17 protein-coding genes and 2 pseudogenes are annotated in these 22,529 nt (G+C 72.6%); 5 read left to right on the top strand and 14 right to left on the bottom strand.

Annotated features, from left to right (window positions below; translation table 11 throughout):
- Nucleotides 1–6: 6 nt before the first annotated feature.
- Nucleotides 7–1,299, bottom strand: coding sequence for a sugar ABC transporter substrate-binding protein (locus AB0P07_RS25845; protein WP_365554649.1), 1,293 nt, complete (start codon nt 1,297–1,299; stop codon nt 7–9).
- Between the two features lie 225 nt (nt 1,300–1,524).
- Between AB0P07_RS25845 and AB0P07_RS25840 the strand changes: the two genes are divergently transcribed.
- Nucleotides 1,525–2,571 carry a LacI family DNA-binding transcriptional regulator gene (locus AB0P07_RS25840; protein WP_365554646.1) on the top strand — a complete coding sequence of 349 codons (1,047 nt, stop codon included), beginning with the start codon at nt 1,525–1,527 and terminating at the stop codon, nt 2,569–2,571.
- 137 nt (nt 2,572–2,708) lie between these two features.
- Nucleotides 2,709–4,052: an amidase family protein gene (locus AB0P07_RS25835; protein WP_365554643.1), complete on the top strand. Its 1,344-nt coding sequence runs from the start codon at nt 2,709–2,711 to the stop codon at nt 4,050–4,052.
- 6 nt (nt 4,053–4,058) lie between these two features.
- Here AB0P07_RS25835 and AB0P07_RS25830 read toward each other — a convergent pair whose 3' ends face one another.
- The gene (locus tag AB0P07_RS25830; RefSeq protein ID WP_365554640.1) at nt 4,059–4,541 is read right to left on the bottom strand and encodes a GNAT family N-acetyltransferase; all 483 of its coding nucleotides are present in this window, start codon (nt 4,539–4,541) and stop codon (nt 4,059–4,061) included.
- A 55-nt stretch (nt 4,542–4,596) separates the two neighbouring features.
- Nucleotides 4,597–4,773, bottom strand: a complete 177-nt coding sequence (locus AB0P07_RS25825; protein ID WP_365554637.1) for a hypothetical protein — start codon at nt 4,771–4,773, stop codon at nt 4,597–4,599.
- Between the two features lie 475 nt (nt 4,774–5,248).
- Between AB0P07_RS25825 and AB0P07_RS25820 the strand changes: the two genes are divergently transcribed.
- Nucleotides 5,249–5,692 carry a hypothetical protein gene (locus tag AB0P07_RS25820; protein ID WP_365554634.1) on the top strand — a complete coding sequence of 148 codons (444 nt, stop codon included), beginning with the start codon at nt 5,249–5,251 and terminating at the stop codon, nt 5,690–5,692.
- Between the two features lie 7 nt (nt 5,693–5,699).
- Here AB0P07_RS25820 and AB0P07_RS25815 read toward each other — a convergent pair whose 3' ends face one another.
- From AB0P07_RS25815 to AB0P07_RS25785, 7 genes and pseudogenes are all read right to left on the bottom strand, one after another.
- Complete coding sequence (locus AB0P07_RS25815) at nt 5,700–7,202, bottom strand: SDR family NAD(P)-dependent oxidoreductase (protein WP_365554631.1); 1,503 nt, start codon at nt 7,200–7,202, stop codon at nt 5,700–5,702.
- 103 nt (nt 7,203–7,305) lie between these two features.
- Complete coding sequence (locus tag AB0P07_RS25810; RefSeq protein WP_365554628.1) at nt 7,306–8,646, bottom strand: wax ester/triacylglycerol synthase family O-acyltransferase; 1,341 nt, start codon at nt 8,644–8,646, stop codon at nt 7,306–7,308.
- 186 nt (nt 8,647–8,832) lie between these two features.
- Nucleotides 8,833–9,549 (bottom strand): annotated as a pseudogene (locus tag AB0P07_RS25805) (glycoside hydrolase domain-containing protein); the annotation flags it as partial.
- A 154-nt stretch (nt 9,550–9,703) separates the two neighbouring features.
- Nucleotides 9,704–12,319 (bottom strand): PA14 domain-containing protein, encoded by a 2,616-nt coding sequence (locus AB0P07_RS25800; protein ID WP_365554626.1) that lies wholly within the window; start codon nt 12,317–12,319, stop codon nt 9,704–9,706.
- A gap of 144 nt (nt 12,320–12,463) precedes the next feature.
- The gene (glgC, locus tag AB0P07_RS25795) at nt 12,464–13,684 is read right to left on the bottom strand and encodes a glucose-1-phosphate adenylyltransferase (RefSeq protein WP_365554623.1); all 1,221 of its coding nucleotides are present in this window, start codon (nt 13,682–13,684) and stop codon (nt 12,464–12,466) included.
- An 11-nt stretch (nt 13,685–13,695) separates the two neighbouring features.
- The gene (gene glgA / locus AB0P07_RS25790) at nt 13,696–14,898 is read right to left on the bottom strand and encodes a glycogen synthase (RefSeq protein ID WP_365554620.1); all 1,203 of its coding nucleotides are present in this window, start codon (nt 14,896–14,898) and stop codon (nt 13,696–13,698) included.
- A 37-nt stretch (nt 14,899–14,935) separates the two neighbouring features.
- Nucleotides 14,936–15,799 (bottom strand): (2Fe-2S)-binding protein, encoded by an 864-nt coding sequence (locus AB0P07_RS25785; protein WP_365554617.1) that lies wholly within the window; start codon nt 15,797–15,799, stop codon nt 14,936–14,938.
- A 227-nt stretch (nt 15,800–16,026) separates the two neighbouring features.
- Between AB0P07_RS25785 and AB0P07_RS25780 the strand changes: the two genes are divergently transcribed.
- Nucleotides 16,027–17,187 (top strand): DMT family transporter, encoded by a 1,161-nt coding sequence (locus AB0P07_RS25780; protein ID WP_365554614.1) that lies wholly within the window; start codon nt 16,027–16,029, stop codon nt 17,185–17,187.
- Here the strand turns inward: AB0P07_RS25780 and AB0P07_RS25775 are convergent.
- Nucleotides 17,177–18,475, bottom strand: a complete 1,299-nt coding sequence (locus AB0P07_RS25775; RefSeq protein WP_365554611.1) for a transglycosylase family protein — start codon at nt 18,473–18,475, stop codon at nt 17,177–17,179. The genes AB0P07_RS25780 and AB0P07_RS25775 overlap by 11 nt on opposite strands.
- Before the next feature lie 289 nt (nt 18,476–18,764).
- On the opposite strand from AB0P07_RS25775, the gene gndA reads away from it, so the two are divergent.
- Complete coding sequence (gene gndA, locus AB0P07_RS25770; RefSeq protein WP_365554608.1) at nt 18,765–20,204, top strand: NADP-dependent phosphogluconate dehydrogenase; 1,440 nt, start codon at nt 18,765–18,767, stop codon at nt 20,202–20,204.
- Between the two features lie 575 nt (nt 20,205–20,779).
- On the opposite strand, the pseudogene AB0P07_RS25765 reads toward gndA, so the two are convergent.
- The 3 genes and pseudogenes from AB0P07_RS25765 to panD all read right to left on the bottom strand — a co-directional run bounded on the left by AB0P07_RS25765 (nt 20,780) and on the right by panD (nt 22,239).
- A pseudogene (locus AB0P07_RS25765) lies at nt 20,780–21,409 on the bottom strand (aspartate/glutamate racemase family protein).
- A gap of 32 nt (nt 21,410–21,441) precedes the next feature.
- Nucleotides 21,442–21,786, bottom strand: coding sequence for a GNAT family N-acetyltransferase (locus tag AB0P07_RS25760; protein ID WP_365554605.1), 345 nt, complete (start codon nt 21,784–21,786; stop codon nt 21,442–21,444).
- 33 nt (nt 21,787–21,819) lie between these two features.
- Nucleotides 21,820–22,239 (bottom strand): aspartate 1-decarboxylase, encoded by a 420-nt coding sequence (gene panD, locus AB0P07_RS25755; protein WP_365554602.1) that lies wholly within the window; start codon nt 22,237–22,239, stop codon nt 21,820–21,822.
- Between the last annotated feature and the right edge of the window lie 290 nt (nt 22,240–22,529).

Raw genomic sequence — 22,529 nt, 5'->3', positions numbered from 1 at the left:
GACGTCTCAGCCCTGCTGCCGGAGGAGCCGGTCGCACGCCTTGACAGCGTTGTCGAGGGCTTCCTTCGGGCTCTGCTTGCCCTGGAGCGCCTTGGCGACCTCGTTGCGCAGCTCGGTCTTCATCTGCTCGCTGAACAGCACGGGCGTGTAGTTGACGGCCGTCTTCAGCGACTTGGCGGAGGCGACCCGGACGCGGGTCTCGTCGGTGCCGTCCTCCTTGGTGAAGTACGGGTCGTCCAGCGAGCCGGCGGTGCTCGGGAAGATGGCGACCTTCTTGGCGAAGGACATCTGGTGCTCCGCGTCGGTGACGTAGTGCGCGAAGGCGACCGCGGCGGGCTTGCGCTGGCTCTGCGCGTTCACCATCAGGCCCATCACGTACATGTTGACGTGGCCCGTGCTGGTGATCTGGTCGGTGATGCCGATGTTCTCGTACAGGCTCGGCGCCTGCTTCTTGAAGTTGGCGAGGTCGAGCGCGCTGCCCGGGTTCATGGCGACGGCGCCGGTGAGGAACTTCTTCCCGGTCGACTCGGGGGTGGCGGTCAGCGCCTGCGGGTCCAGCGCCTTGGCGTCGTACAGCTCCTTGTAGCGGGTGAGGAGTTCGACGCCCTTGGCGTCGTTGAACGCGAAGGCGGTGCCCTCCTTGTTCATGAGCGACGCGCCGTAGCGGCCGAAGTCCTCGATGGTGGGCACGTTGGCGAGGGTGGCGACCTCGCCGTCGGTCTTGTCGGCGATCTTCAGGGCGGCGTCGAAGACCTCGTCGTACGTCCTCGGCGGCTGCTCGGGGTCGAGGCCGGCCTTCTCGAAGAGCGACTTGTTGTAGAAGAGCGGGCCGGTGTTGAGGTACCAGGGGAAGGCGTACGTGCCTTCCATGCCCGGTATCCGGTGACTGGCCCAGGCCCCTTCCAGGTACTCCTTCTCGTACTGGCCGGCGGCCTTGTCCAGGTCGAGGGCGAGGCCGGCCTTGGCGAGCGGGGCGACGAGGTCCGGGGAGACGTTGACGACGTCGGGCAGGGTGCCGCCGGCGGCGTCGGCGCTGATCTTGTCGGCGTAGCCCTCGCCGGGCTGGTCGACCCACTTGACGTGGGTGCCGGGGTACGTCTTCTCGAAGTCGGCGATCAGGCCCTCGAAGTAGTCCTTGAAGTTGGCCCGCAGGTTCCAGGTCTGGAAGGTGATGTCGCCCTCGACCTTGCCCGAGGCGTCGGTCGAGCCGCCGCCGTCGTCCCCGGAGCCGCAGGCGCTGAGCGGCAGGACGAGGGCGGCGACGGCTGCGGCGGCGAATGTTCTGCGCGAGGTGGGCACGGTGACACGTCTCCCTGAAGGACGTCGGCGGTGGGATGCCAGCGACCATGCACGGCGTTTCCGTGGAAAGTCAATGGATTCCGGCCAACTAAAGCAGATCGCACAGCATTAGTCCAGGTCAGAGCGGTGTGACTGGATGCTTGCCAGGAACTACTAATGCGCTTTAGGATCTTGCACTCAAGCGCTTTAGCTCTTACCGCTCTCACCTAGGAAAGGAGCGCGCGCATGCCGGCCAAGCGGCCCGCCGCGCGCCGGCCGACGATGAAGGACATCGCTCGGCGGGCCGGGGTCTCCGAGAGCGCGGTGTCGTTCGCGCTGAACGACCGGCCGGGGGTCTCCGACATCACCCGCGACCGGGTGCGCCGGGTGGCCGAGCAGCTCGGCTGGCGGCCCAGTACGGCGGCGCGCGCACTGTCCGGGGAGGGCGCGGCGACGGTCGGCTTCGTGCTGGCGCGGCCCGCGCACACCCTGGGCGTCGACTCCTTCTTCCTGCAACTGGTCTCGGGCATCCAGGAGGTGCTGGCCGGGCGGCATCTGGGGCTGCTGTTCCAGGTGGCGCGGGACGTCGAGGACGAGTGCGCGGTCTACCGGCGCTGGTGGGCCGAACACCGGGTGGACGGCGTCCTCGTGGTGGACCCGCGCACGGACGATCCGCGTCCGGACCTGCTCGACGAACTCGGGCTGCCCGGCGTGGTGATCGGCGGGACGCCGGACGAGCGCCATCCGGGACTGTCGACGGTGTGGGCGGACGACGCGGGTGCGATGGCCGCGCTGGTGGACGGGCTGCACGCGCTCGGGCACCGGCGGATCGTGCACATCGCAGGGCTGCCGGACCTCGCCCACACCGAGCGCCGCATCCGCGCCCTGCGCGCGGAGGCCGCACGGCGCGGTCTCGGCGAGGTCGAGTCGGTGACCACCGACTACTCGGACGCCGAGGGCGCGGCCGTCACCCGCCGCGTGCTGGAGGCATCCGCTCCCCCGACCGCCCTCGTCTACGACAACGACGTGATGGCCGTCGCCGGGGTCGCCGCGGCGGCCGAACTCGGCTTCTCGGTACCGGCGGACGTGTCCGTGGTGGCCTGGGAGGACTCGGCGCTGTGCCGCATGGTCAAGCCGTGGCTGTCCGCCCTGTCCCGGGACAGCGTGGCGTTCGGCCGCACGGCGGCCACGGAGCTGACCGCCCTGCTCGACGGCGGCCCGGCCCGGACGGTACGGGTGCCGGTGCCGCGGCTGATCGAGCGGGACAGTACGGGGCCGGCCCGGCCAGTGTGAATGCGTCCGGGCCGGTCCGCGCTCTCGACACGCACGCCTCGGACGGGCAGAGTGATGTCCTGCGTACTCACCAGTAACAGCAGAGTGCGCGAGTCAGCCCGCATCCGCATGTTGTCACCGCACCCCTGGGATCCTCCGTGACCGACTGGACCGGCCGAACCGCCGTCGAGATCGCCGCCGCCGTACGGGAGAAGCGGGCCACGCCCCGCGAGGTGGTGGCCGGGCACCTGTCCCGTATCGAGCGACTGGACGGCCGCGTCGGCGCCTTCCGCGCAGTGCGGGCCGAGGCGGCGCTCGCGGAGGCCGAGGAGGTGGGCGCCCGGGGTGATCTGGGCGAACTGCCGCTGGCCGGCGTGCCGGTGGCGGTCAAGGACAGTCTCGCGGTGCGCGGGGAGTCCACGCGCGTCGGCTCGGCCGCCACGCCGCACACGCCCGCCGACGCCGACCACGTCACCGTGGCCCGGCTGCGGGCCGCGGGGGCGGTGGTGGTGGGGCTGACGAACGTGCCGGAACTGTGCGTGTTCGGCACCACGGAGGGGGTGCTGGGCACCTCGCGCAACCCCTGGGACCCGGCCCGCTCGGCGGGCGGTTCGTCGGGCGGCAGTGCGGCCGCGGTGGCCGCCGGGATGGTGCCGCTCGCGCTGGGCAACGACGGCATGGGCTCGCTGCGCATCCCCGCGGCCAGCTGCGGTCTGGTCACCCTCAAGCCGGGTCACGGCGTCTTGCCGGCCCGCATCGGCGAGGACGACTGGTTCGGCATGGCCGAGAACGGGCCGCTGGCCACGACGGTCGCGGACGCCCGCCTGATGCTCGCCGTCCTCGCGGGCGGGGCGCTCCCGGACCGCGAGGACTCCGGCACCCTGCGCGTCGCCGTCTCGCTGCGCAGCCCGCTGGCCGGCATCCCCGTCTCCCGGCCGTACGCGCGGGCGGTGCGCGAGGCGGCCGGGACCCTCATGAAGGCGGGGCACCAGGTGCGGCGCGCGGACCCGCCCTACCCGGCGTCGCTGGGCGTGACCGCCCTGACCCACTGGACGGCCGTCGCGTCGGTGGACGCGCGGGGCCTGGACCGGCGGCTGCTGACCAGGCGCACGCGGGTGCACGCGGCGCTCGGGCGGCGCTTCGTCGGCCGGGTGGCGGACGGCGGGGACCGCGAGCGGCTGCGCGGACGCCTTGAGCCGTTCTTCGCCGATTACGACGTCCTGCTCACCCCGGCGCTGGCCCGCCGCTCCCCCCTGGCGGGGCCCTGGCACCAACGGGGCTGGCTGCGCAACGTGATGGCGAACTCCGCGTACTCGCCGTTCACACCGCCGTGGAACCTGACCGGCTGGCCCGCGATGTCGGTACCGTTCGGCACGCTGGACTCGGGCGCGCCCTGCGCCATACAGCTGGTGGGACGCCCGGGCTCGGAGTCGGCACTGCTGGAGCTGGCGGAGCGGATCGAGGCGCTGCGGCCCTGGCGGCGGACGGCGCCGATCGGTTGAGGCCGCCTACAGGGCGCGGTGCATGACGTGGAGGCCGACCCGGCCGTGCCGCGGGTGGTCGAAGGCGTCCGGGACCGTGCCGAGGATCGTGAAGCCGAGCGAGGTCCACAGCCGTACGGCGGGGTTGGTCTCGACGACGGCGTTGAAGACCATGCCCCGGTATCCGTCGGCCCTGGCGGCCTCGAGGACGTACTCGGCGAGGGCCCGGCCGGTGCCGCGTCCGGCGCGGTCGGGGTCGACCATGAAGCCGGCGTTGGCGATGCGGGCGGCGGGGCCGCCGTAGTTGGGGGTGACGTAGGCGGAGCCGACGACGGCGCCGGTGTCGTCCTCGGCGGCGTAGACGCGTTTGGCGGGGTTCATCCACAGGGCCCGGGCCTCCTCCTCGGAGGTGGCCGGGTCCCAGGCGTAGGTCTCGCCGGCGGCGACGATGCGGTGCCAGAAGGGCCAGATGTCCGGCCAGTCGCCGGCGGTGGCTTCCCTGATCAGCATGGGCGTGAGTCTGGCACGCCCATGCGTCCGGCGACTTCGGTGGGTGGCGGGCGGGTCAGTCCACGCTGGGCAGGATGTGCGGCTCGGCGAGGTCGTCCTCGTAGCCCGCGAGGCGGATGGGGGCGGAACGCGCCCACACGTCGAGGCTGCCGATCTCGCCCGGGCGGCGGCGTGCGCGCCCGCTGCGTTCCTCGGTGCGTTGTTCTGGCTTCGTCGTCGTTTCCGGTGTCACCGCGCACTCCTTATGTGTCGGGTCACCCTCGGGGGCTGTCGGCGCCAGTCTCCTGTCCGGCGCCCGGCGCCCGCTCGGGTGTGAGTCGAATGCGGTTCGGACGCGGTGGCGCCGGTACCTCGTGCGGAAGCAGGCCGTTGTGGACCGGCCTGCCCATGACGGACCCCGGGTGTGGGTAGTGCCCTGTGCCGCCGCCCGTCCGCTCCAGATTAACCAAATGAGCGGGGGCGCGCTCTATGGGGCTCGAAACATGGGAGAACCATTGCCCTTCGGTCCGTGCGCAGTTGGCCCAATTCTGCCCCGATTCATCCGGCTCCGCACCGCCGCGCAACTCACCCGTTCGGCCTACACAGGCGCCGACACCTTCGAATCCCGGCGGGCGGCGGGACGGCAGTTAAGTTGCCGTTGGCTGCGTCGCAAGCTCGCCATGGTCTGCTGCCCGTCGGCAACGGCTGTCTCGTGGGAGGACCGAGGCATGGAACTGCGCAGCGTCGAGGAGCTGATGGACCTGCTGTACGCCTGCCGGGCCGAGCGGCCCGCCGCCGGCCCCGGCGGTGGGCCCGCCGATCCGCACGGGCACGCGCTGCGGACGGCCGCGCTGCTGCGCCGGCGCCACCCGGCCGACAAGGAACTCCAAGTCGCCGGACTGGTGTCGCCCGTGGGCCGGCTGCTGTGGCCGGGCGACGCCCCGGCCCGGACCGCCGACGCGGTGCGGCCGCTGCTCGGCGCGCGCGTCGCCCGCCTGGTGGCCCGCCGGGCCCGCTCCGGCGCCCGGACCCACGACGACGACCTGGTCAGTCTGCGTCAGGCGGACGACGAGGCCCGCACCGCCGACTTCGACGCCGGGGTACTGGAGGACTGGCGTACGGTACTGGAGCTGACGGCGGCACGGAACGCGCGGCTGGGTGTCGTGGACTGAGGTCCCGTCACCACTTGCCGGGCGCGTAGTCCTTGAGGAAGACGCCGTACAGATCCTCGCCCGCCTCGCCCCGTACGACGGGGTCGTAGACGCGGGCGGCGCCGTCGATCAGGTCGAGCGGGGCGTGGAAGCCGGCCTCGGCCAGGCGCAGCTTGTCGTAGTGCGGACGCTCGTCGGTGATCCAGCCGGTGTCGACGGAGGTCATCAGGATCCGGTCGGTGTCGAACATCTCCTGGGCGCTGGTCCGCGTCACCATGTTCATGGCCGCCTTGGCGGCGTTGGTGTTCGGGTGACCGGCACCCTTGTAGCCGCGCGCGAACACGCCCTCCATCGCCGAGACGTTGACGACGTAGGCGCGTCCCGACGACGCCCTGCGCGCGGCCTCGGCCATGGACGCGCGCAGCGCGCTGATGAGGATGAACGGCGACGTGTAGTTGCACAGCTGGGTCTCCAGCAGCTCCACCGGCGAGATCTGCTCGATGGTCTGGACCCAGGTGTTGGAGTCGACGACGTCGGGGACCAGGCCGCCCGCGTCGATGGCGGTGCCCTCGCGGTGCCGGACGACGCTGGCGTTGCCGGCGACCAGGGCGAGGTCGGCCACCTTCTGCGCGTCGAGGCCCGAGGCGCCCAGCGGCAGCGCCGCCAGGCCGTCCACCGCGCCGGAGTTGAAGGCGCCGATGACGTGGTGGGCGGGGAGTTCACCGGCGGGCAGCGGGGCGCTCTCGCCCTCGACCAGCGCCGCGTACGCGGACGGGAGGCGCCGCACCGTCTGAGTGGCGTTGTTGATCAGGATGTCGAGCGGGCCCTGCTCGGCGACCTGCTCGGCGAGGGCGACGGCCTGGGCGGGGTCGCGCAGGTCGATGCCGACGACCTCCAGGCGGTGCATCCAGTCGGCGGAGTCGTCCATCGCCTTGAAGCGGCGGATGGCGTCCTTGGGGAACCGGGTGGTGATCGTGGTGTGCGCGCCGTCACGCAGCAGCCTGAGCGCGATGTACATGCCGATCTTGGCGCGGCCGCCGGTGAGCAGCGCGCGCTTGCCGGTCAGGTCGGCGCGGGCGTCGCGGCGGGCCCGGTTCTCGGCGGCGCAGTCCTGGCAGAGCTGGTGGTAGAAGTAGTCGACCTCGACGTAGCGCTGCTTGCAGATGTAGCAGGAGCGGGGGCGCTGGAGTATCCCGGCGATCGTGCCCTCCTCGGTGCGGGAGGAGGGCAGCAGGCCTTCGGTCTCGTCGTCGATGCGCTCGGCGGAGCCGGTGGCGGTGGCCTCGGTGACCGCCTTGTCGTGGGCGGTCTTGGCGGCGCGGCGCTCCTGGCGGCGGCGCTGCTTGACCATGCGGTAGATGTGCGAGGTGGCCCGGCGGACCGTGATCGCGTCGGGGTGGTCGACGTCCAGCTCGTCGAGTTCCCTGAGCACGTCGAGGCAGACGGCGAGCCGTTCGGGGTCGATGCCCGGGCCGTACGCGGAGGCGGCCACCTCGTCCGTGGTCGCCGAGCCGTCCTGTGTCACCGTCATCGCCGTTGCCGTTCCCTGGTCACCGTCGCGGCGCTCCGGGAGGCGACCGCTGTCGAACAGCGGATTTTATTCAGCGCGCGGCGCGGATCCAAACCCGACGGGGTCAGGGACGGCAGGCCGTGAGCAAGGTCTCCACCTCTTCGGTCACCGCGAGCGCGAACCGGTCGAGGTCCGGCACCGCCTTCCCGTCGGCGACCAGGCCGAAGTGCACCTGCCCGCGGTACGTCGAGACGGCCACTGCCAGGGAGTGACCGCGGGCCAGCGGCGCCAGTGGATAGACCTCGGTGAGCGGGTGTCCGCCCAGCCGCAGCCCGAGGCTGGGCAGGGGCACGCTGGTGACCAGGATGTCGAACCAGAGCCGGGCGGCCCCCGACACCAGCGGCCCGCCGAGCCGGTGGCCGAGCGCCGGCACGTGGTCGGCGAGCAGCGCGACGGCTCCGGCGCCGCGGCCGGGGCCGGCGTCCTTGTTGCGGTCCATGGCGGTGCGGACCGTACCGAGGCGGGAGAGCGGGTCGGGGTCGTCGACCGGCAGCCGCATCAGGTATCCGGAGAGCCGGTTGCCCTGGGGGTGGGCGGTGCGCGGGCGGCGCTTGGAGACGGGGATGAGCGCCCGCGGCGCGACGCCCTCGCTGCCGTCGCCGCGCTCGTCCAGCCAGCGGCGCAGGGCGCCGGCGACGACCGCGATCAGCACGTCGTTGACGGTGCCGCCGGTGGTCTTGCGGACGTGGTGCACGTCGTCGAGGTCGACGGCCGCGCCCGCGATCCGGCGGGTGCCGGAGGACTCGGCGGTGAGCGCGGGCGAGGAGCGCACGTCGAGGGTGGACAGCGCAGCGGCGGCACCGATGTCGAGCGCGCGCCCCGCGTCGGACAGGGCGTCGCGCAGCCGGTCGGGCAGCGCGCGCACGTCCGGCACGCGTCCGCGCCGCGGCGGCTCGGGGCGGGGCCGGGGCGCGGGCAGGTCCATCGGGTCGAGGACCCCGGCGGCGAGGGTCAGGGCGCGCAGCCCGTCGGCCAGGGCGTGGTGGAACTTGAAGAGCACGGCGAAGGTCACGCCGTCCGCGCCCGGCAGCACGTGTGCCTCCCACGGTGGCCGGCCGCGCTCCAGCGGACGTTCCATGAGGCGGCCCGCCCGGGCGTGGAAGTCGGTGGCCGGGGCGTGCAGCCGCACGTGGTCGAGGGGGTCGAAGCGGGGGTCGGGCTCGCGGGTGGCGCCGCCGAACGCGAACGGCCGCCGCAGGGCAAGCGGCGGCTGCCAGGTGTCCCGGATCCTCATCCGCAGTCCGGGGACCGCGGGGGCGCGGGCCGCGAGCAGGTCCGCGGCGTGGGCGCCCGCGGTGGGCGAGCCAGCCTCGAAGACGCCGAGCGCGCCCAGGTGCATGGGGTGCTCGGCGGACTCGATGTTCCAGAACGCCAGGTCGAGGGGAGCGAGCGGATCGGGAGTCAAGGGCTTGCCTCGCAAGGACGACGCACGGGCGGCGAATGGACAACGGGTGGACAAGCAGTCAATCGCTCTCCGACGATTACGGTCAAGTACGATCAGGCTACGCACAGTTAACGGGAGATTAAAGTCCCGCCGCTCGGGACAGGGGCGGACTGCTGTGACTCATGGGGCGTCTGTGCTCACCTCACCTCACGTCAGCGGGGGCGGCACCGCCTCGGGCGAGGTTCCCCACCCGGACGGCTGCGGGCCGACCGTGAACGCGAGCGACCGCACGGACCGCAGGGCGTCCGTCGTCAGCCACGTCCGGGCGCAGACCGAGCCGTCGCTGCGGGCCGAGTGGACGTACCGGTCGGTGTCCGAGGTGCCGGGCGCGCTGATCGTCAGGGCACCGCGCGGGTAGTGGCGGCGGTCGAGGGTGAGGTCGACGCGGTCGAAGACCGGGGTGGACAGGCCCCAGGTGTCGTATCCGGGCTGGACCGGGAAGATCCCGATCGGGGACAGGACGTTCCAGGCGGAAATGGTCCCGAGGTCGTCGTTTCCGGTCATCCCGGTCGGCGTGTCCGTGAACGGGGTGAGCGCGGCGTGCACCACGTCGGTCGTCTTCCAGGGCTGCCCGGTCGACAGGTAGGTGTACGGCGCGATGAGGTCGGGCTCGTTCTGCGGGTTGTACTTGTCGGCGTTGTAGTAGTCGTACGGCCCGTTGACCCACACCTCGCGGGCGGTCTTCGCCGGGTCGGCGAGGAGCCGGTCGTAGGCGAAGAGGGAGTCGAGCCGCGCGTTCGCCGCCTCGGTGTCGCCGATGAGGCCGATCATGCCGGGCAGGTCCTGCGGCACCAGCCACTGGTACTGCCAGGGCGTGCCCTCGTGGAAGCCCTCGCTCCGCGCCGGGTCGGCCGGTCCGGTGAAGGGGCGGCCTGCGCCGCCGGGGCGGTGAGCGGCGCGGACGCTGCCACCACCCCGGCCACGCACAGCCGCAGACGCCGGGTGGCTCTCGTGCGCGGGTGACCTCCGGAAGGTCTGCGGTGTCGTGCGGTTCTTCTTGTGGCGGGGGCACGGGTGATCAGGCGGTGCAGCCCGCCGGGACGGGCTGGGACGCGTCGTGGATGAGCGCCTCGTGGGCGGCCCTCACCCGCTCGACGTCCGGCTTGAGGACCTTGCGGTCGTAGGTCGTCAGGCCGTTGAGTTCGCCCTCGACGTCCGAGATCTGGGTGTAGACCGCGCCGTTGCCGCCCCGGCAGACCAGGGCGCGCACCTCGTCGAGCTTGGTGAGGTAGTCGTCCGTGTACGTCTGCGGGTCCACGTCGACGTACGACTGCTGCACGGACCAGGCGTGTCCGGGCACCGCGAGGCCGAGGCCGCCGTACTCGCCGGAGACCAGGGCGCGTTCGCCGTCCGGAGCGGGCGGCAGGGCGGGGCTCGGGTAGCCGTGCTCGTCCATGATGTCGCCGGTGCCGCCGTCGGCCCCGAGGTTCAGGCCCGACTGGTTGTTGACGAGCCGGGTCGGGTCCCAGGCCTTGGCCTGCGCGGCGACGCGGCCGATGTCGTACTGGCCCCAGCCCTCGTTGAAGGTGACCCACATGATGATCGACGGGTGGCTGACGTGCTCGTCGATCATCTCCTTCATCTCCCGCTCGTACTCGGCGCGGGCGGCCGTGGACGGGTTCTTCCCGGCGGTCATCGCGGGCATGTCCTGCCACACCAGCAGGCCCAGCCGGTCGGCCCAGTAGAACCAGCGGTCGGGCTCGACCTTGATGTGCTTGCGCACCGAGTTGAAGCCGAGCCGCTTGTGCAGCTTCAGGTCGTGCGCGAGGGCCTCGTCGGTGGGCGCGGTGTGCAGTCCGTCGGGCCAGAAGCCCTGGTCGAGGGTGGCCATCATGAAGACGGGCTCGCCGTTGAGCATGGTGCGCGGGACGCCGTTCACCTGCTCGACGGCGATGGAGCGCATGCCGAAGTAGCTGTCGACCCGATCGTGTCCCACCGTGACCTTCAGGTCGTACAGGAACGGGTCGTCCGGCGACCACAGGTGCGGGTCGCGGATCTTCAGCGTCAGCGGCTCACCGGTGCGGCCGCTGACCGTGGCGACCTTGCGCTGTCCGGCGTACGCCGTGGCCTTGACGCGTACGCCGTCGCGCACGCCCTTCGGCTCGACGGTCAGGGTGCTCGCCGCGCCGTCGACGTGCGGGGTGAGCTTCAGCAAGTCCACGTGGTCCCTGGCGACCGGTTCCATCCAGACGGTCTGCCAGATGCCGGAGCTGGGCGTGTACCAGATGCCGCTCGGGTCCAGGCGCTGCTTGCCGAGCGGCGGGTTCTCGCCGCCGGCCGCGTCGGTCGGGTCGTAGACGCCGACGATCAGCTCCTGGGTGCGGCCGGGCTTGAGGGCGGCGGTGACGTCGGCGCTGAACTTGTCGTAACCGCCCTTGTGGTAGGCGACCTTGACGCCGTTGACGTACACCTCGGACTGCCAGTCCACGGCGCCGAAGTTCAGCTTGAGCCGCTGGGAGGAGCCGATGTGCCAGTCGCGTGGCACGGTGAAGGTGCGGCGGTACCACATGCGGTCCTCGTGCCGCTGGATGCCGGAGAGCTGCGACTCCACCGGGTACGGGACGAGGATGCGCTCCTTCAGGTTCTTGCCGACCGGCGGCTGCTCGCCCGCCTCGGCGGCGGCGAACTGCCAGCGGCCGTTGAGGTTCTGCCAGTCGTCGCGCGTGAGCTGCGGGCGCGGGTACTCCGGCAGGGCGTTGTCCGGCCCGACCTCGTCGGCCCAGTCGGTGCGCAGCTCGTAGGTGGACTGGTTGCCGCCGCTGCTCCAGAAGGCGTTGACAACGTTGCCTTCCGCATCGGTGAGGCCGCCTTCGCCGTCGTAGCGGACGTCGGCGGCGCCGGGGGCGTCACCGTCCTTGTTGCCGACGACGGGCTGGTCGAGGGCGACGAGCAGGGCACTCGGGTCGGCGGGGTCCGGCTTCGTCTCGCCGAGCGGCCACCTGGCGCCGCCGATCACCGCTTCGAGGTGGTCGGTGAGGCCGGCCGGGGGTGCGGCCAGCGGGCTCGCGAAGTCGAGCTTGAGGGTGCGGCCGGTGGACTGGACGGTGGTCGCCGTCGCGCCGTTGTAGTCGAAGCCGTCGGGCAGGCGGAACGCCGACTGCGGGATCGCCTCCTTGCTGCCGCCGGGCTCGGTCCAGCGCAGGTGGAGGTTGGAGCCGCCGTAGTGCTCGAAGTACTCCAGCTTGATGTCGTAGGACTGGCCGGCCGTCAGCTCGATGGGCTGGGCGGTCTGTTCGCGGTCCCAGTCGTCGACCCAGTGGTCGATGGCGAGCTGTCCGCCGATCCAGAGGCGGAAGCCGTTGTCGCCGATGATCGAGAAGGTGTGGGCTCCGGTCTCCTCCGGGACGAGCTTGCCGGTCCAGCGGACGCTCACGTCGTCCGACTGCCCGGTGGCGAAGGCGAGTCGCGGCTCCAGGGTGTTGAAGTCGAGCTGCGGGTCGAAGCCGGTGGCCTTGAGCTCGTGGAAGTCGAAGGCGCCGGGGGCGGACTGGGTGTAGTACTCGCCCTTCAGGCCGTGGACCTCCGCGGTGTCGTCGTCGGCCGCGTTGGCGGCCGGTACGGCGGCGAGTCCGGCGACGCCGAGCGCGGCGGCCAGCAACAGGGCGAGTCTGTCTCTGAGTCGTTTGGTGCGCACTGACCCTCTCCTCGAGAACGGCTGGTGGCTGATGGCTCAGGACATCGATGTCATACATCGATGTAACTGCGGATGTGCAGTGGCATGACAACACGGATTCCGCTTGACGTCCAGGGACATGACAACGCCCCGGCGGTCCGTCCGTCACGGCACCCGCTGCCCCTTGCCCAGCGCGATCACGCCGCTCTTGGAGACGGTGTACAGCTCCCCGTCCCGCTGCGGGTTGACGCCGATCGTCGCACCCGGCGGCACCTGCACGTTCTTGTCCAGCACCGCCCCGCGCACCACCGCACCCCGGCCGATGTGCACGTTGTCGTGCAGCACCGAGCCCTGCACGACCGCCCCCGGGTCGACCACCACGCCCGGGGAGAGCACCGACCGGGTGACCTGGCCCCGGATCAGGCAGCCCGCGCTGATGATCGACTCACTGGCGATGCCGCCGGCGTTGAAGCGCGCGGGCGAGAGCTGGGTGGAGTGGGTGTAGATCGGCCAGTCCCGGTTGTACAGGTTGAAGGCGGGACGCTCGGCGATCAGGTCCATGTGCGCGTCGTAGTAGGCGTCCAGCGTGCCCACGTCCCGCCAGTAGCCCTGGTCCCGGGAGGTCTCCCCCGGCACGTGGTTGGCGCTGAAGTCGTACAGCGCGGCCTCGCCCCGGTCGGTGAGCTGGGGCAGGAGGGAACCGCCCATGTCGTGCACGGAGTTCTCGTCCTCGGCGTCCCGGTGCAGGGCCTCGACGAGGGCCTTGGTGGTGAAGACGTAGTTGCCCATCGACGCGAAGACGCACCCGGGGTCGTCGGCGAGGCCCGGCGGGTCGGCCGGCTTCTCCAGGAAGCCGGTGACGGTCTGCCCGTCGGAGCCGGGCGTGATCACGCCGAAGGACGGCGACTCGGCGCGCGGGACCCGTATCCCCGCCACGGTCACGCCCGCTCCGGACTCGATGTGCTGGGCGAGCATCTGGCGCGGGTCCATCCGGTACACGTGGTCGGCGCCGAAGACGGCGACGTACTCGGGTTGTTCGTCGTGCACCAGGTTCAGGGACTGCAGGATGGCGTCGGCGCTGCCGAGGAACCAGCGCGGGCCGAGGCGCTGCTGGGCGGGGACGGGGGTGACGTAGTTGCCGAGCAGGCTGGACATCCGCCAGGTGGTGGTGATGTGCCGGTCCAGGGAGTGCGACTTGTACTGCGTGAGCACGCAGATCCGCAGGATGTCCGCGTTGACCAGGTTGGACAGCACGAAGTCGACGAGCCGGTAGGTTCCGCCGAAGGTGACCGCGGGTTTGGCGCGGTCCGCGGTCAGGGGCATCAGGCGTTTGCCCTCTCCGCCCGCCAGCACGATGCCGAGCACCGAAGGACCTCCACGACGCATGGCCGCTCCCCTCACCGTCGTTCACCCTCGGCCGCCCCGGGCGGGGCGGCTCGAGCCCGCTTGAGGATCTCCTCGTAGAGCCGGACCGTGCGGCGCGCGACCGCGTCCCAGCCGAACTCCTCCATCGCGCGCGTCCGGCCCGCCTCGCCCATCCGCCGGGCGGCTGCCGGGTCGCCGAGCACGGAGTCCAGTGCGCGCGCGAGGCCCGTCTCGAAGTCGTCGTCCGCACCGTCCTCCCTCGGTACGAGTACCCCCGTCTCGCCGTCGGCCACGACCTCGGGGATCCCGCCCACCCGGGAGGCCACCACCGCAGTGCCGCAGGCCATCGCCTCCAGGTTGACGATGCCGAGGGGCTCGTACACGGAGGGGCAGACGAAGACGGCGGCGTGCGTCAGGAGCTGGATCACCTCCGGGCGGGGCAGCATGCGCGGGATCCAGTGCACGCCCTCGCGGGCCCGGCTCAGTCCGGCGAAGAGGTCGCGGAACTCCTGGTCGATCCCGGGGGTGTCCGGGGCGCCCGCGCACAGCACGACCTGCGCGGCCGGGTCGATGCCCCGCACCGCGCGCAGCAGGTGGGGCACGCCCTTCTGGCGGGTGATGCGCCCGACGAACAGGACGTAGGGGCGGGAGCGGTCCAGGCCGATCCGGTCCAGTACGTCGGTGTCGGGGTCCGGCCGGTAGAGCCGGGTGTCGATGCCGTTGTGCACGACGTGGACGCGGGAGGCGTCGAGGGCCGGGTAGCAGGCGAGGATGTCCTCGCGCATGGCACCGGAGACGGCGACGACCGCGTCGGCCGCCTCGACCGCGGTGCGCTCGGCCCAGCCGGACAGCGCGTAACCGCCGCCGAGCTGCTCGGCCTTCCAGGGGCGCAGCGGCTCCAGGGAATGGGCGGTCATCACGTGCGGGACGCCGTACAGGAGCTTGGCCAGGTGACCGCCGAGGTTGGCGTACCAGGTGTGGGAGTGCACCAGTTCCCGTCCTTCGAGGGCGGCGGCCATCGCGAGGTCCACGGAGAAGGTGCGCAGCGCGTCGTTGCCGCCGTCCAGCGCGGACCAGGGCCGGTGCCGCACCACGCCGTCGGTGCGCCCCTCGCCCCAGCTGTGCACGTCCAGGTCGACGAGGCGGGCGAGCTCCCGGGCGAGGAACTCGACGTGGACTCCGGCGCCGCCGTAGACGTCCGGCGGGAACTCACGGGTCAGCAGTCCCACGCGCACCCGGAACCTCCCGTCTCGGCGACTGGTTCCCTCATGGTCACCCAGAGCGGGCGCCTGGGGAAGAGCGCGGGCCCCCCGGGGGACGGGAGAAGCAGCAGTCCCCGCAGACCCCGGCCCCGGGCACCCGGTAGTACAGGCAGCAGCTGCGGCGCCGGAACGAGATGTCCGGGGCGGCGACGGCGAGGGCGCCGGTTCCGGCCAGCAGGGGGTGCGCGAACAAGTCGGCGGTCAGCGACCGGGCGCGGGCCGCGATGTCCGTACGGCCGTGGCGTCGGGCCCAGCGGTCCAGTTCGCGTCCGGCGCCGGCCAGGGCGGAGGCCGCGTTGCCCCACAGCAGGCCGGCCGCCACCCCGTACCGGGCGTGCACGGCGGCGGTCAGGGGCGCCAGGTGGGCGGTGAGCACGACGTCCGCGACGGTGGCGGGGTCCCCCGGCCGCGGGCGCACCTCGGCGAGCCACAGGTCGTCGGGGGCGGTCGCGTCGGGGTCCCAGTGCAGCAGGCGCGGGCCGAGGCCGGGGACCGCGCCGTAGAGGGCGGCGCAGGCCAGCGTCACCGACCACAGGCGGGCCGCGAGCCCCTGGTGGGCCACGGAGGCGGCGACGCGGGTCTCCTCGGTGCCGAGGGCGACGGCGACCTTCCGTACGCGGAAGTCGAGCGGGTCGGCCCCGACCGGGACACGAGCCTCCGGCACCCTGTCCTCGTATCCGGCCGCGGTTCCGTGTCCGAGTGCGCAGGCGGGTGTGAGTGCGTTTCCGTGGCCGAGTGCGTAGGCGTGTGCAAGGGGTGCGGCGGCGGCCGGCCGCCGGGGCGGCGACGGCGGCCGCGACGTGTGCAGGACGGAGAAGCCGCCGAGCGGGCGGAGGGCCGAGAGGCCGGGATCGAGGCCGAGGTCGAGGTCCACGGAGAGCAGTAGTATCAGGGCCCTTAGGGGGCCGGGCCAGGGGTCGGGGTCGGAAGTCGCCCACCCTGGGGAGGACGGCGGCACCGTCGTACTCCATCGGCAGTAGGACCCAATGAATGCTCAGGGACGACGACGGGAAGACCCTGAGACGGCATCGTGTTGTCCATGGATGACGACCGATCGCCGCGCCGGGCCCAGCGCCCCCGCCTCACGCAGAGGAGCAGCCGATGAGCGCCCTCGCGTTGTCCGTGCTCCTGTCGCTCGTCTCCGCCGTGGCGTACGCGGGCGGGGCGATCGTGCAGGAGCAGGTCGCGGCGTCGTCACCGGGTGCCCAGTACGCTCCGCTGCGCCGCCCCGGCTGGTGGGCGGCGGTCGGACTCAACGGCCTCGGCGGTCTGCTGCACGTCGTCGCTCTCGCGCTCGGTCCGCTGAGCCTGGTGCAGCCGCTGGGAGCGCTCACCATCGTGTTCGCACTGCCCATGGCGGCGGTCTTCGTGGGCCGCAGGGCCGGCGCGACCGCCTGGCGGGGCGCGCTGATGGCCACGGTCGGTCTCGCCGGTCTGCTGTCGCTGGTCGGGGCCTCGGACGCGCAGTCGCTCGACACGGCACAGCGGGTCGGGGCGGCCGTGGTCACCGGTGGTGCGATCGTGGCGCTGATGATCGCCGGCCGGGCCGCGCACCGGCACCCGGCGGTCCGCAGCATCCTGCTGGCGACCGCGTCCGGCGTCGCCTTCGGCATGTCCTCGGTCTTCACCAAGACGGTCGCGGTCGACTGGACCGGCGGGGTGTCCGCCGCCGACCTGCCGTCGCTGGCCGTGATCGGTGTACTCGCCACCGCCGGCATGGTGCTCTCGCAGGCCTCCTACCGCGGCGCCGGACTCGCCGCCCCGCTGGCCACGCTGACGGTCGTGAACCCGGTGGTGGCCGCCGTGGTCGGCATCACGATGTTCGGCGAGACGTTCCGCTACGGCACGACCGGCACGGCGCTCGCCCTGAGCTGCGGTGTGGTGGCCGCCGGCGGACTGATCATGCTGACGACGGAGCGGATCGCGCGGGAGGGCGCCGGCAAGGCCGCGGCCCCGGCCGGGGACTCCTTGGTGGCCGAGGACGCCTTGGGGCTCGTGGAGGCCGGAGCGGCAGCGGTCGGGGTCGCGGCGCCGGGGCCGGCGTCGGCCGTGTCGGTGCGGACGGCCCGGCCGCCGGCCAAGGTCCTCGTGCCCTCCCCGGTGGCATCGCCGGTTCCGGACACCGCCCCCGCCACGGAGGCGTACGACGCCCGGATTCCGGCCGAGAACGCCGACACGACGCCCTCCTACGGCCCCTTCTACGGCGGTCCGTTCGTCCCGCCGCCCATACTCGGCCGCCGGCGGGTCCGGATCAGATCCTGACGCCACCGGCCCGGAGGTACGCCACCGGGTCGACGTCCGAACCGAAGCCGGGCCCGGTCCGCACCTCGAAGTGCAGATGCGGGCCCGTGACGTTGCCCGTGGAGCCGGAGCGGCCGAGGCGCTGACCGACACCCACCGACTGACCGGCCTTCACGGAGATCGCCGAGAGGTGCGCGTACTGGGAGTAGCGGCCGTCACCGTGCCTGACCACCACCTGGTAGCCGTACGAACCGCCCCACCCCGCGCTGACGACGCGGCCTGCCGCGACCGACTTGACGGAGGTGCCGGTCGGGACCGGGAAGTCGACGCCGGTGTGGTAGCCCTTGGACCAGGAAGAGCCCGTCTTGTGGTACGGCGTGCCGGTGGCGGCGTCGACCGGGGCCACGACGGCTTGGTGGGTGGTGGCCTGGCCGGCCTCGGTCCTGCCGCTGTCGGAGGACGACTTCTTCGGCGCCTTCTGCTGCTCTTGCCGCTTCTGCTGCTTCGGCTCCCGCTTCTGCTCTTTGTGCTGCTTCTGCTCCGGCTTCTCCTGCTTCCGCTGCTTCTCCTGCTCGGCCTGTTTTCCGGGCTGGGCGCGGGACGCCTTGGTGGCCCCCTCGCCGCGCAGTGACAGCCGCTGGCCGGGCAGGATCAGGTCGGGGTCGGATCCGATCGCGCCGCGGTTGGCCTCGTACAGGCGCTGCCAGCCGCCCCGGACCTCGTGGGAGTCGGCGATGCCGGAGAGGGTGTCGCCGGTGACCACCGTGTACATGCGGGCCCTTCCCGCCCGGGACTGCGGTGTGGTCTGCGGCTGGACGTCCTTGACCGGGTCGGCCTTCTTCCCGGACCCGGCCGCGGGCTTGTCGGCGTACTTCCCGCGGGACTTCTCGGCCCCCGCTCCCCCGGCCGGCCGGAGGTCGGGCGTGCCGCCGCCGCGGGTCAGTCCGGCCCGCGGCGAGCACACCGGCCAGGCACCGGGGCCCTGCGCGTCCAGCACCTTCTCGGCGACGGCGATCTGCTGTTCCCTGGTGGCGAGGTCCGCGCGGGGCGCGTAGCGGGTGCCGCCGAAGGCCTCCCAGGTGGACTGGGTGAACTGCAGCCCTCCGTAGTAGCCGTTGCCGGTGTTGATGTCCCAGTCGTCGGTGGACTCGCAGGCGGCGACCTTGTCCCAGGTCGCCGCGTCGGCCGCGTGGGCCGTGCCGGTACCGACGAGGGGGAGGGCCAGCCCCGCGCCCCCCGCGGTGACGGTCAGTGAGGCGCGGTTGATCCTGTTCGGCTGATACCGGCGGTGCCGGCCGCGTACGGCCATGGAGGTCCCCCTCGACATTGCGTCAGGAGCGGCAAAAGTAAGCGCCGCGAACAGGCCATGACAAGACGGCAACCGGCCGGTTGGCGCCCCGAGTGGCCGGGATCGGGCGGCGGTTGGCCGGACGAGGTGTCCGCCCGCTGAGGCACCGGCCCCCCTCCCCGCCGTACTGGAACCCTGGAAGCACGAAGTGCGACCGGCGTACCGGCACGTCAGCATGGTCGAGCGGCGGAATTGGCGATACTGGCGCACACGGGCACCACAGACACCAAGGTCACTAGGAGCCAACGCAATGAGCACTACAGCGCAGATCGGCGTCACGGGTCTCGCGGTCATGGGCCGCAACCTCGCGCGCAATTTCGCCCGCAACGGCTACACGGTCGCGGTGCACAACAGGACCGCGTCGCGCACGCACGCCCTGGTGGAGGAGTTCGGGAGCGAGGGCGACTTCGTCGCGACCGAGACCGCGAAGGAGTTCGTGGCGGCGCTGGAGCGGCCGCGCCGCCTGGTGATCATGGTGAAGGCCGGTGACCCGACCGACGCGGTGATCCGGGAGTTCGCCCCGCTCCTCGAGCCCGGCGACATGATCATCGACGGTGGCAACGCGCACTTCGCCGACACCCGGCGCCGGGAGCGCGAACTGCGCGAGCAGGGCATCCACTTCGTGGGCACCGGTATCTCCGGCGGCGAGGAGGGCGCGCTGCACGGTCCGAGCATCATGCCGGGCGGCTCGAAGGAGTCGTACGAATCGCTGGGCCCGATGCTGGAGAAGATCTCGGCGAAGGCCGCGGACGGGGCACCGTGCGTCACGCACGTCGGCCCGGACGGCGCGGGGCACTTCGTGAAGATGGTGCACAACGGCATCGAGTACGCCGACATGCAGCTGATCGGCGAGGCGTACCAGCTGCTGCGCGACGTCGCAGGGTACTCCCCCGCGCAGATCGCGGAGATCTTCCGCACCTGGAACACGGGCCGCCTGGACTCGTACCTGATCGAGATCACGGCGGAGGTGCTGTCGCACGTGGACACGGCGACGGGCAAGCCGTTCGTGGACGTGGTGGTCGACCAGGCGGAACAGAAGGGCACCGGTCGCTGGACCGTGCAGATCGCCCTGGACCTGGGGGTGCCGGTGTCCGGCATCGCGGAGGCCGTCTTCGCCCGCTCCCTCTCCGGTCACGCGGCTCTGCGCGAGGCGTCGCGCGGCCTGGCGGGCCCGAAGGCGTCGCCGCTCGGCGAGTCGGAGGCGGCGGCCTTCGCCGACCGGGTGGAGCAGGCGCTGTACGCGTCGAAGATCGTGTCGTACACGCAGGGCTTCCACGAGATCGCTGCGGGCAGCGAGGAGTACGGCTGGGACATCGACCTGGGCGCGGTCTCCGCGATCTGGCGCGGCGGCTGCATCATCCGCGCGGCCTTCCTGGACCGGATCCGGGCCGCGTACGACGCCCGGCCGGACCTGCCGAGCCTACTGTCGGACGAGACCTTCGCCCAGGAGATCGCCGCGGCGCAGGACGACTGGCGCGAGGTCCTGGTCGCCGCGACCCGGCAGGGCGTACCGACCCCGGGCTTCGCCGCCGCCCTCGCCTACTACGACGCCCTGCGCGCCGAGCGGCTCCCCGCCGCGCTGACCCAGGGGCAGCGGGACTTCTTCGGGGCGCACACGTACCGCAGGACGGACCGGGACGGCGCATTCCACACGCTGTGGGGCGGGGACCGGTCGGAGGTCACCGCGTAGCCCCTCTCCCGGGCCCCGCCCACCCGGCGCTCAGGTGAGGGGTGGCCCCGGCTCGGGGTTGGGCACGGGCTCGGGCCCCGGAGGGATCGGGGACGGCGAGGGCCCGGGGGGATCGGGCGGCGGCTGCGGTCCGGGACCCGGGGGCGGAGGCGTCGGCTGCGGTCCGGGGCCGGGAGGCTGAGGGGTGGGCTGCGGTCCGGGGCCCGGGGGCGGAGGCGGCGGGGTCGGTTCCGGGCCGGGGACCGGCGGCGTCGCCGGGTCGGGCTGCGGATGCGGGGGTTCCGGGTCCGGGCCGGGAGTGGGCCCCGGGGCGGGACCGGGCGGGACGGGATCCGGATACGGGTTGGTCATGGCGCTGTCCTCCGGCCAGTCGGTCGACGTCGGCTCTCTGGACTTGTCCCCCGCCTACCCGAGCGCTGCCGCCCCACTCACCCTTCTGTACGAGGGCCCGGACCCGGGCGGCCCAGCCGGGGCAGCGGGTAAGCGGGTCCCGATGATGGACGCCCCGGACGCGCCGCACTGTCCGGACGCCCTGGACGCCGACGATGCCCCGGGCCATCCGGACGCCCTGAACGCTATGGGCGCCCCGGGCTCCGTGGATGACCCGGAAGGTCCGGGACGACCTGACCCGGGCGCCCCGCCGCCGCGGCGGCGGCCAGTCCCGGCGTGGGACCGGCCGGCACCGGGACGCGGGTCCTCGTCGACTCGCCGGCGGGTGCCATGGACGCCTGAGCCAGAACGATCACGTCCGCGTCGGTCACGGAGTCGGCCGCCTCGGTCACCCGTCGCAGATATCCGTCGCTGGCACCGGCCTCGAACCGCGGCCGGGCGCCGTCCACCAGCCGGGTCCGCACCGTCACGGGGCGGCCCGCGCGCCGGGCCTCCTACTCGATCAGGGCCGCCGCGGGAACGAGGGTGCTCTCCAGGGCGGCGAGGACGAGCACCCGCGGGCCGACGGCCACCGCGGCGGCGGCCATCGGCCGGTCGACGCGGAGCACCGGGACGCCGACCTCGGCGGCGGCTGCCTCGGCGACGCCGCCAAGGGTGGAGCACGTGCGCAGAACGGCGCGCGCCCCTTCCGCCACCGCCCGCTCCAGCAGCCCGGCGTCGACGTGGTGCCGCAGGGCGAGCCCCGGATGCGCCGCGTCACGCAGCGCGTCGAAGACCGGCACGTGAACGACCGAGGTGTGCAAGAGCGCCAGCACGCGCGTCCCCCGTAGATCTCCCCGGCGCAGGGTCAGAACAGCCCGGGGTGCGCGACGAGCCACTCCTTCGCCGCGCGCAGCAGCTCCGGGGCGGCGGCGGGCGCCTCGTCCGGGTGACGCTCGGCCCACTTCACGACGTACGGGCACAGCGGGGCGACCGTGACGCCCTCCCGCCGCGCGATGCCGTACAGCTCACGTGCCAGCGAACCGGCGATGCCCTGGCCCTCGTGGGCCGGTTCGACGATCGTGTGGACGGGGACGAGGGCGCGCTCGGGGGCGTCGAGCACGAAGTACTCGATGCGGCCGACCACCTCGTCGGCTGTGATCGCCCTCAGCCGCCCGGCCGCCCGGTCGTCACGGATCTCGATGTCACTCACGGCCACGCTCCTCGTCCCCGCGGGATCGGTACGTCAGGCCGACACGGCCTGAGGGCTGCGCTCCTGGTCCGAGCCCGGCACCGGCTCGGACGCGTCGGCGCCCAGGGCGACGATACGGTTGTCGCCGTCCACATGCACGACCCGGGGCTTCAACGCCCGTGCCTCGGCATCGTCGACCTGCGCGTAGCTGATGAGGATCACCAGGTCACCGGGGTGCACGAGGTGAGCCGCGGCCCCGTTGATCCCGATCACGCCGGACCCGCGCTCCCCCTCGATGACGTAGGTCTCGAGCCGGGCCCCGTTGGTGATGTCCACGATGTGCACCAGCTCACCGGGCAGCAGATCGGCGGCGTCCAGCAGATCGGCGTCGATCGTCACCGAGCCGACATAGTGCAGGTCGGCCTGGGTGACGGTGGCGCGGTGGATCTTGGACTTGAACAGAGTACGCAGCACTTTGGACTCCTGGAAGACGGCTCCCTGCCAGCTTTCTGCAGGTCAAGGGCGGTCTTCACTCTACACCGGCACGCCTCGAAGTCGATGTTTGTGAGGAACATCGCTTGTCATTGGTGACAAGGCTCCTGCCTGGGCCTCGGCGCCAACCAGGCTGTTGTGGCGCCACCGACCAGACGCCCGTTCGGACAGCCTCTCAGAGGGCGTTAAGTCCCGTTCCTGATGATGTGGTGTCGCCCGTTCGTGGGTGATGGGGCGGTTTCGCCCTCGTGTCATGGCGTGTACATGATGGG

This window comes from Streptomyces sp. NPDC085944 (genome assembly GCF_040686295.1).
Classification (GTDB): Bacteria; Actinomycetota; Actinomycetes; order Streptomycetales; family Streptomycetaceae; genus Streptomyces; species Streptomyces salinarius.
Note: the sequence above shows the minus strand (reverse complement) of the source record. Positions and strands in the feature narration are given on the sequence as shown.

What these genes read in the sequence shown, in the direction of transcription:
- AB0P07_RS25840 (WP_365554646.1), top strand. Translation starts at nt 1,525, where the DNA reads ATGCCGGCCAAGCGGCCCGCCGCGCGCCGGCCGACGATGAAGGACATC.
- AB0P07_RS25830 (WP_365554640.1), bottom strand. Translation starts at nt 4,541, where the DNA reads ATGCTGATCAGGGAAGCCACCGCCGGCGACTGGCCGGACATCTGGCCC.
- AB0P07_RS25820 (WP_365554634.1), top strand. Translation starts at nt 5,249, where the DNA reads ATGGAACTGCGCAGCGTCGAGGAGCTGATGGACCTGCTGTACGCCTGC.
- AB0P07_RS25815 (WP_365554631.1), bottom strand. Translation starts at nt 7,202, where the DNA reads ATGACGGTGACACAGGACGGCTCGGCGACCACGGACGAGGTGGCCGCC.
- glgC (WP_365554623.1), bottom strand. Translation starts at nt 13,684, where the DNA reads ATGCGTCGTGGAGGTCCTTCGGTGCTCGGCATCGTGCTGGCGGGCGGA.
- AB0P07_RS25780 (WP_365554614.1), top strand. Translation starts at nt 16,027, where the DNA reads ATGAGCGCCCTCGCGTTGTCCGTGCTCCTGTCGCTCGTCTCCGCCGTG.
- AB0P07_RS25775 (WP_365554611.1), bottom strand. Translation starts at nt 18,475, where the DNA reads ATGGCCGTACGCGGCCGGCACCGCCGGTATCAGCCGAACAGGATCAAC.
- gndA (WP_365554608.1), top strand. Translation starts at nt 18,765, where the DNA reads ATGAGCACTACAGCGCAGATCGGCGTCACGGGTCTCGCGGTCATGGGC.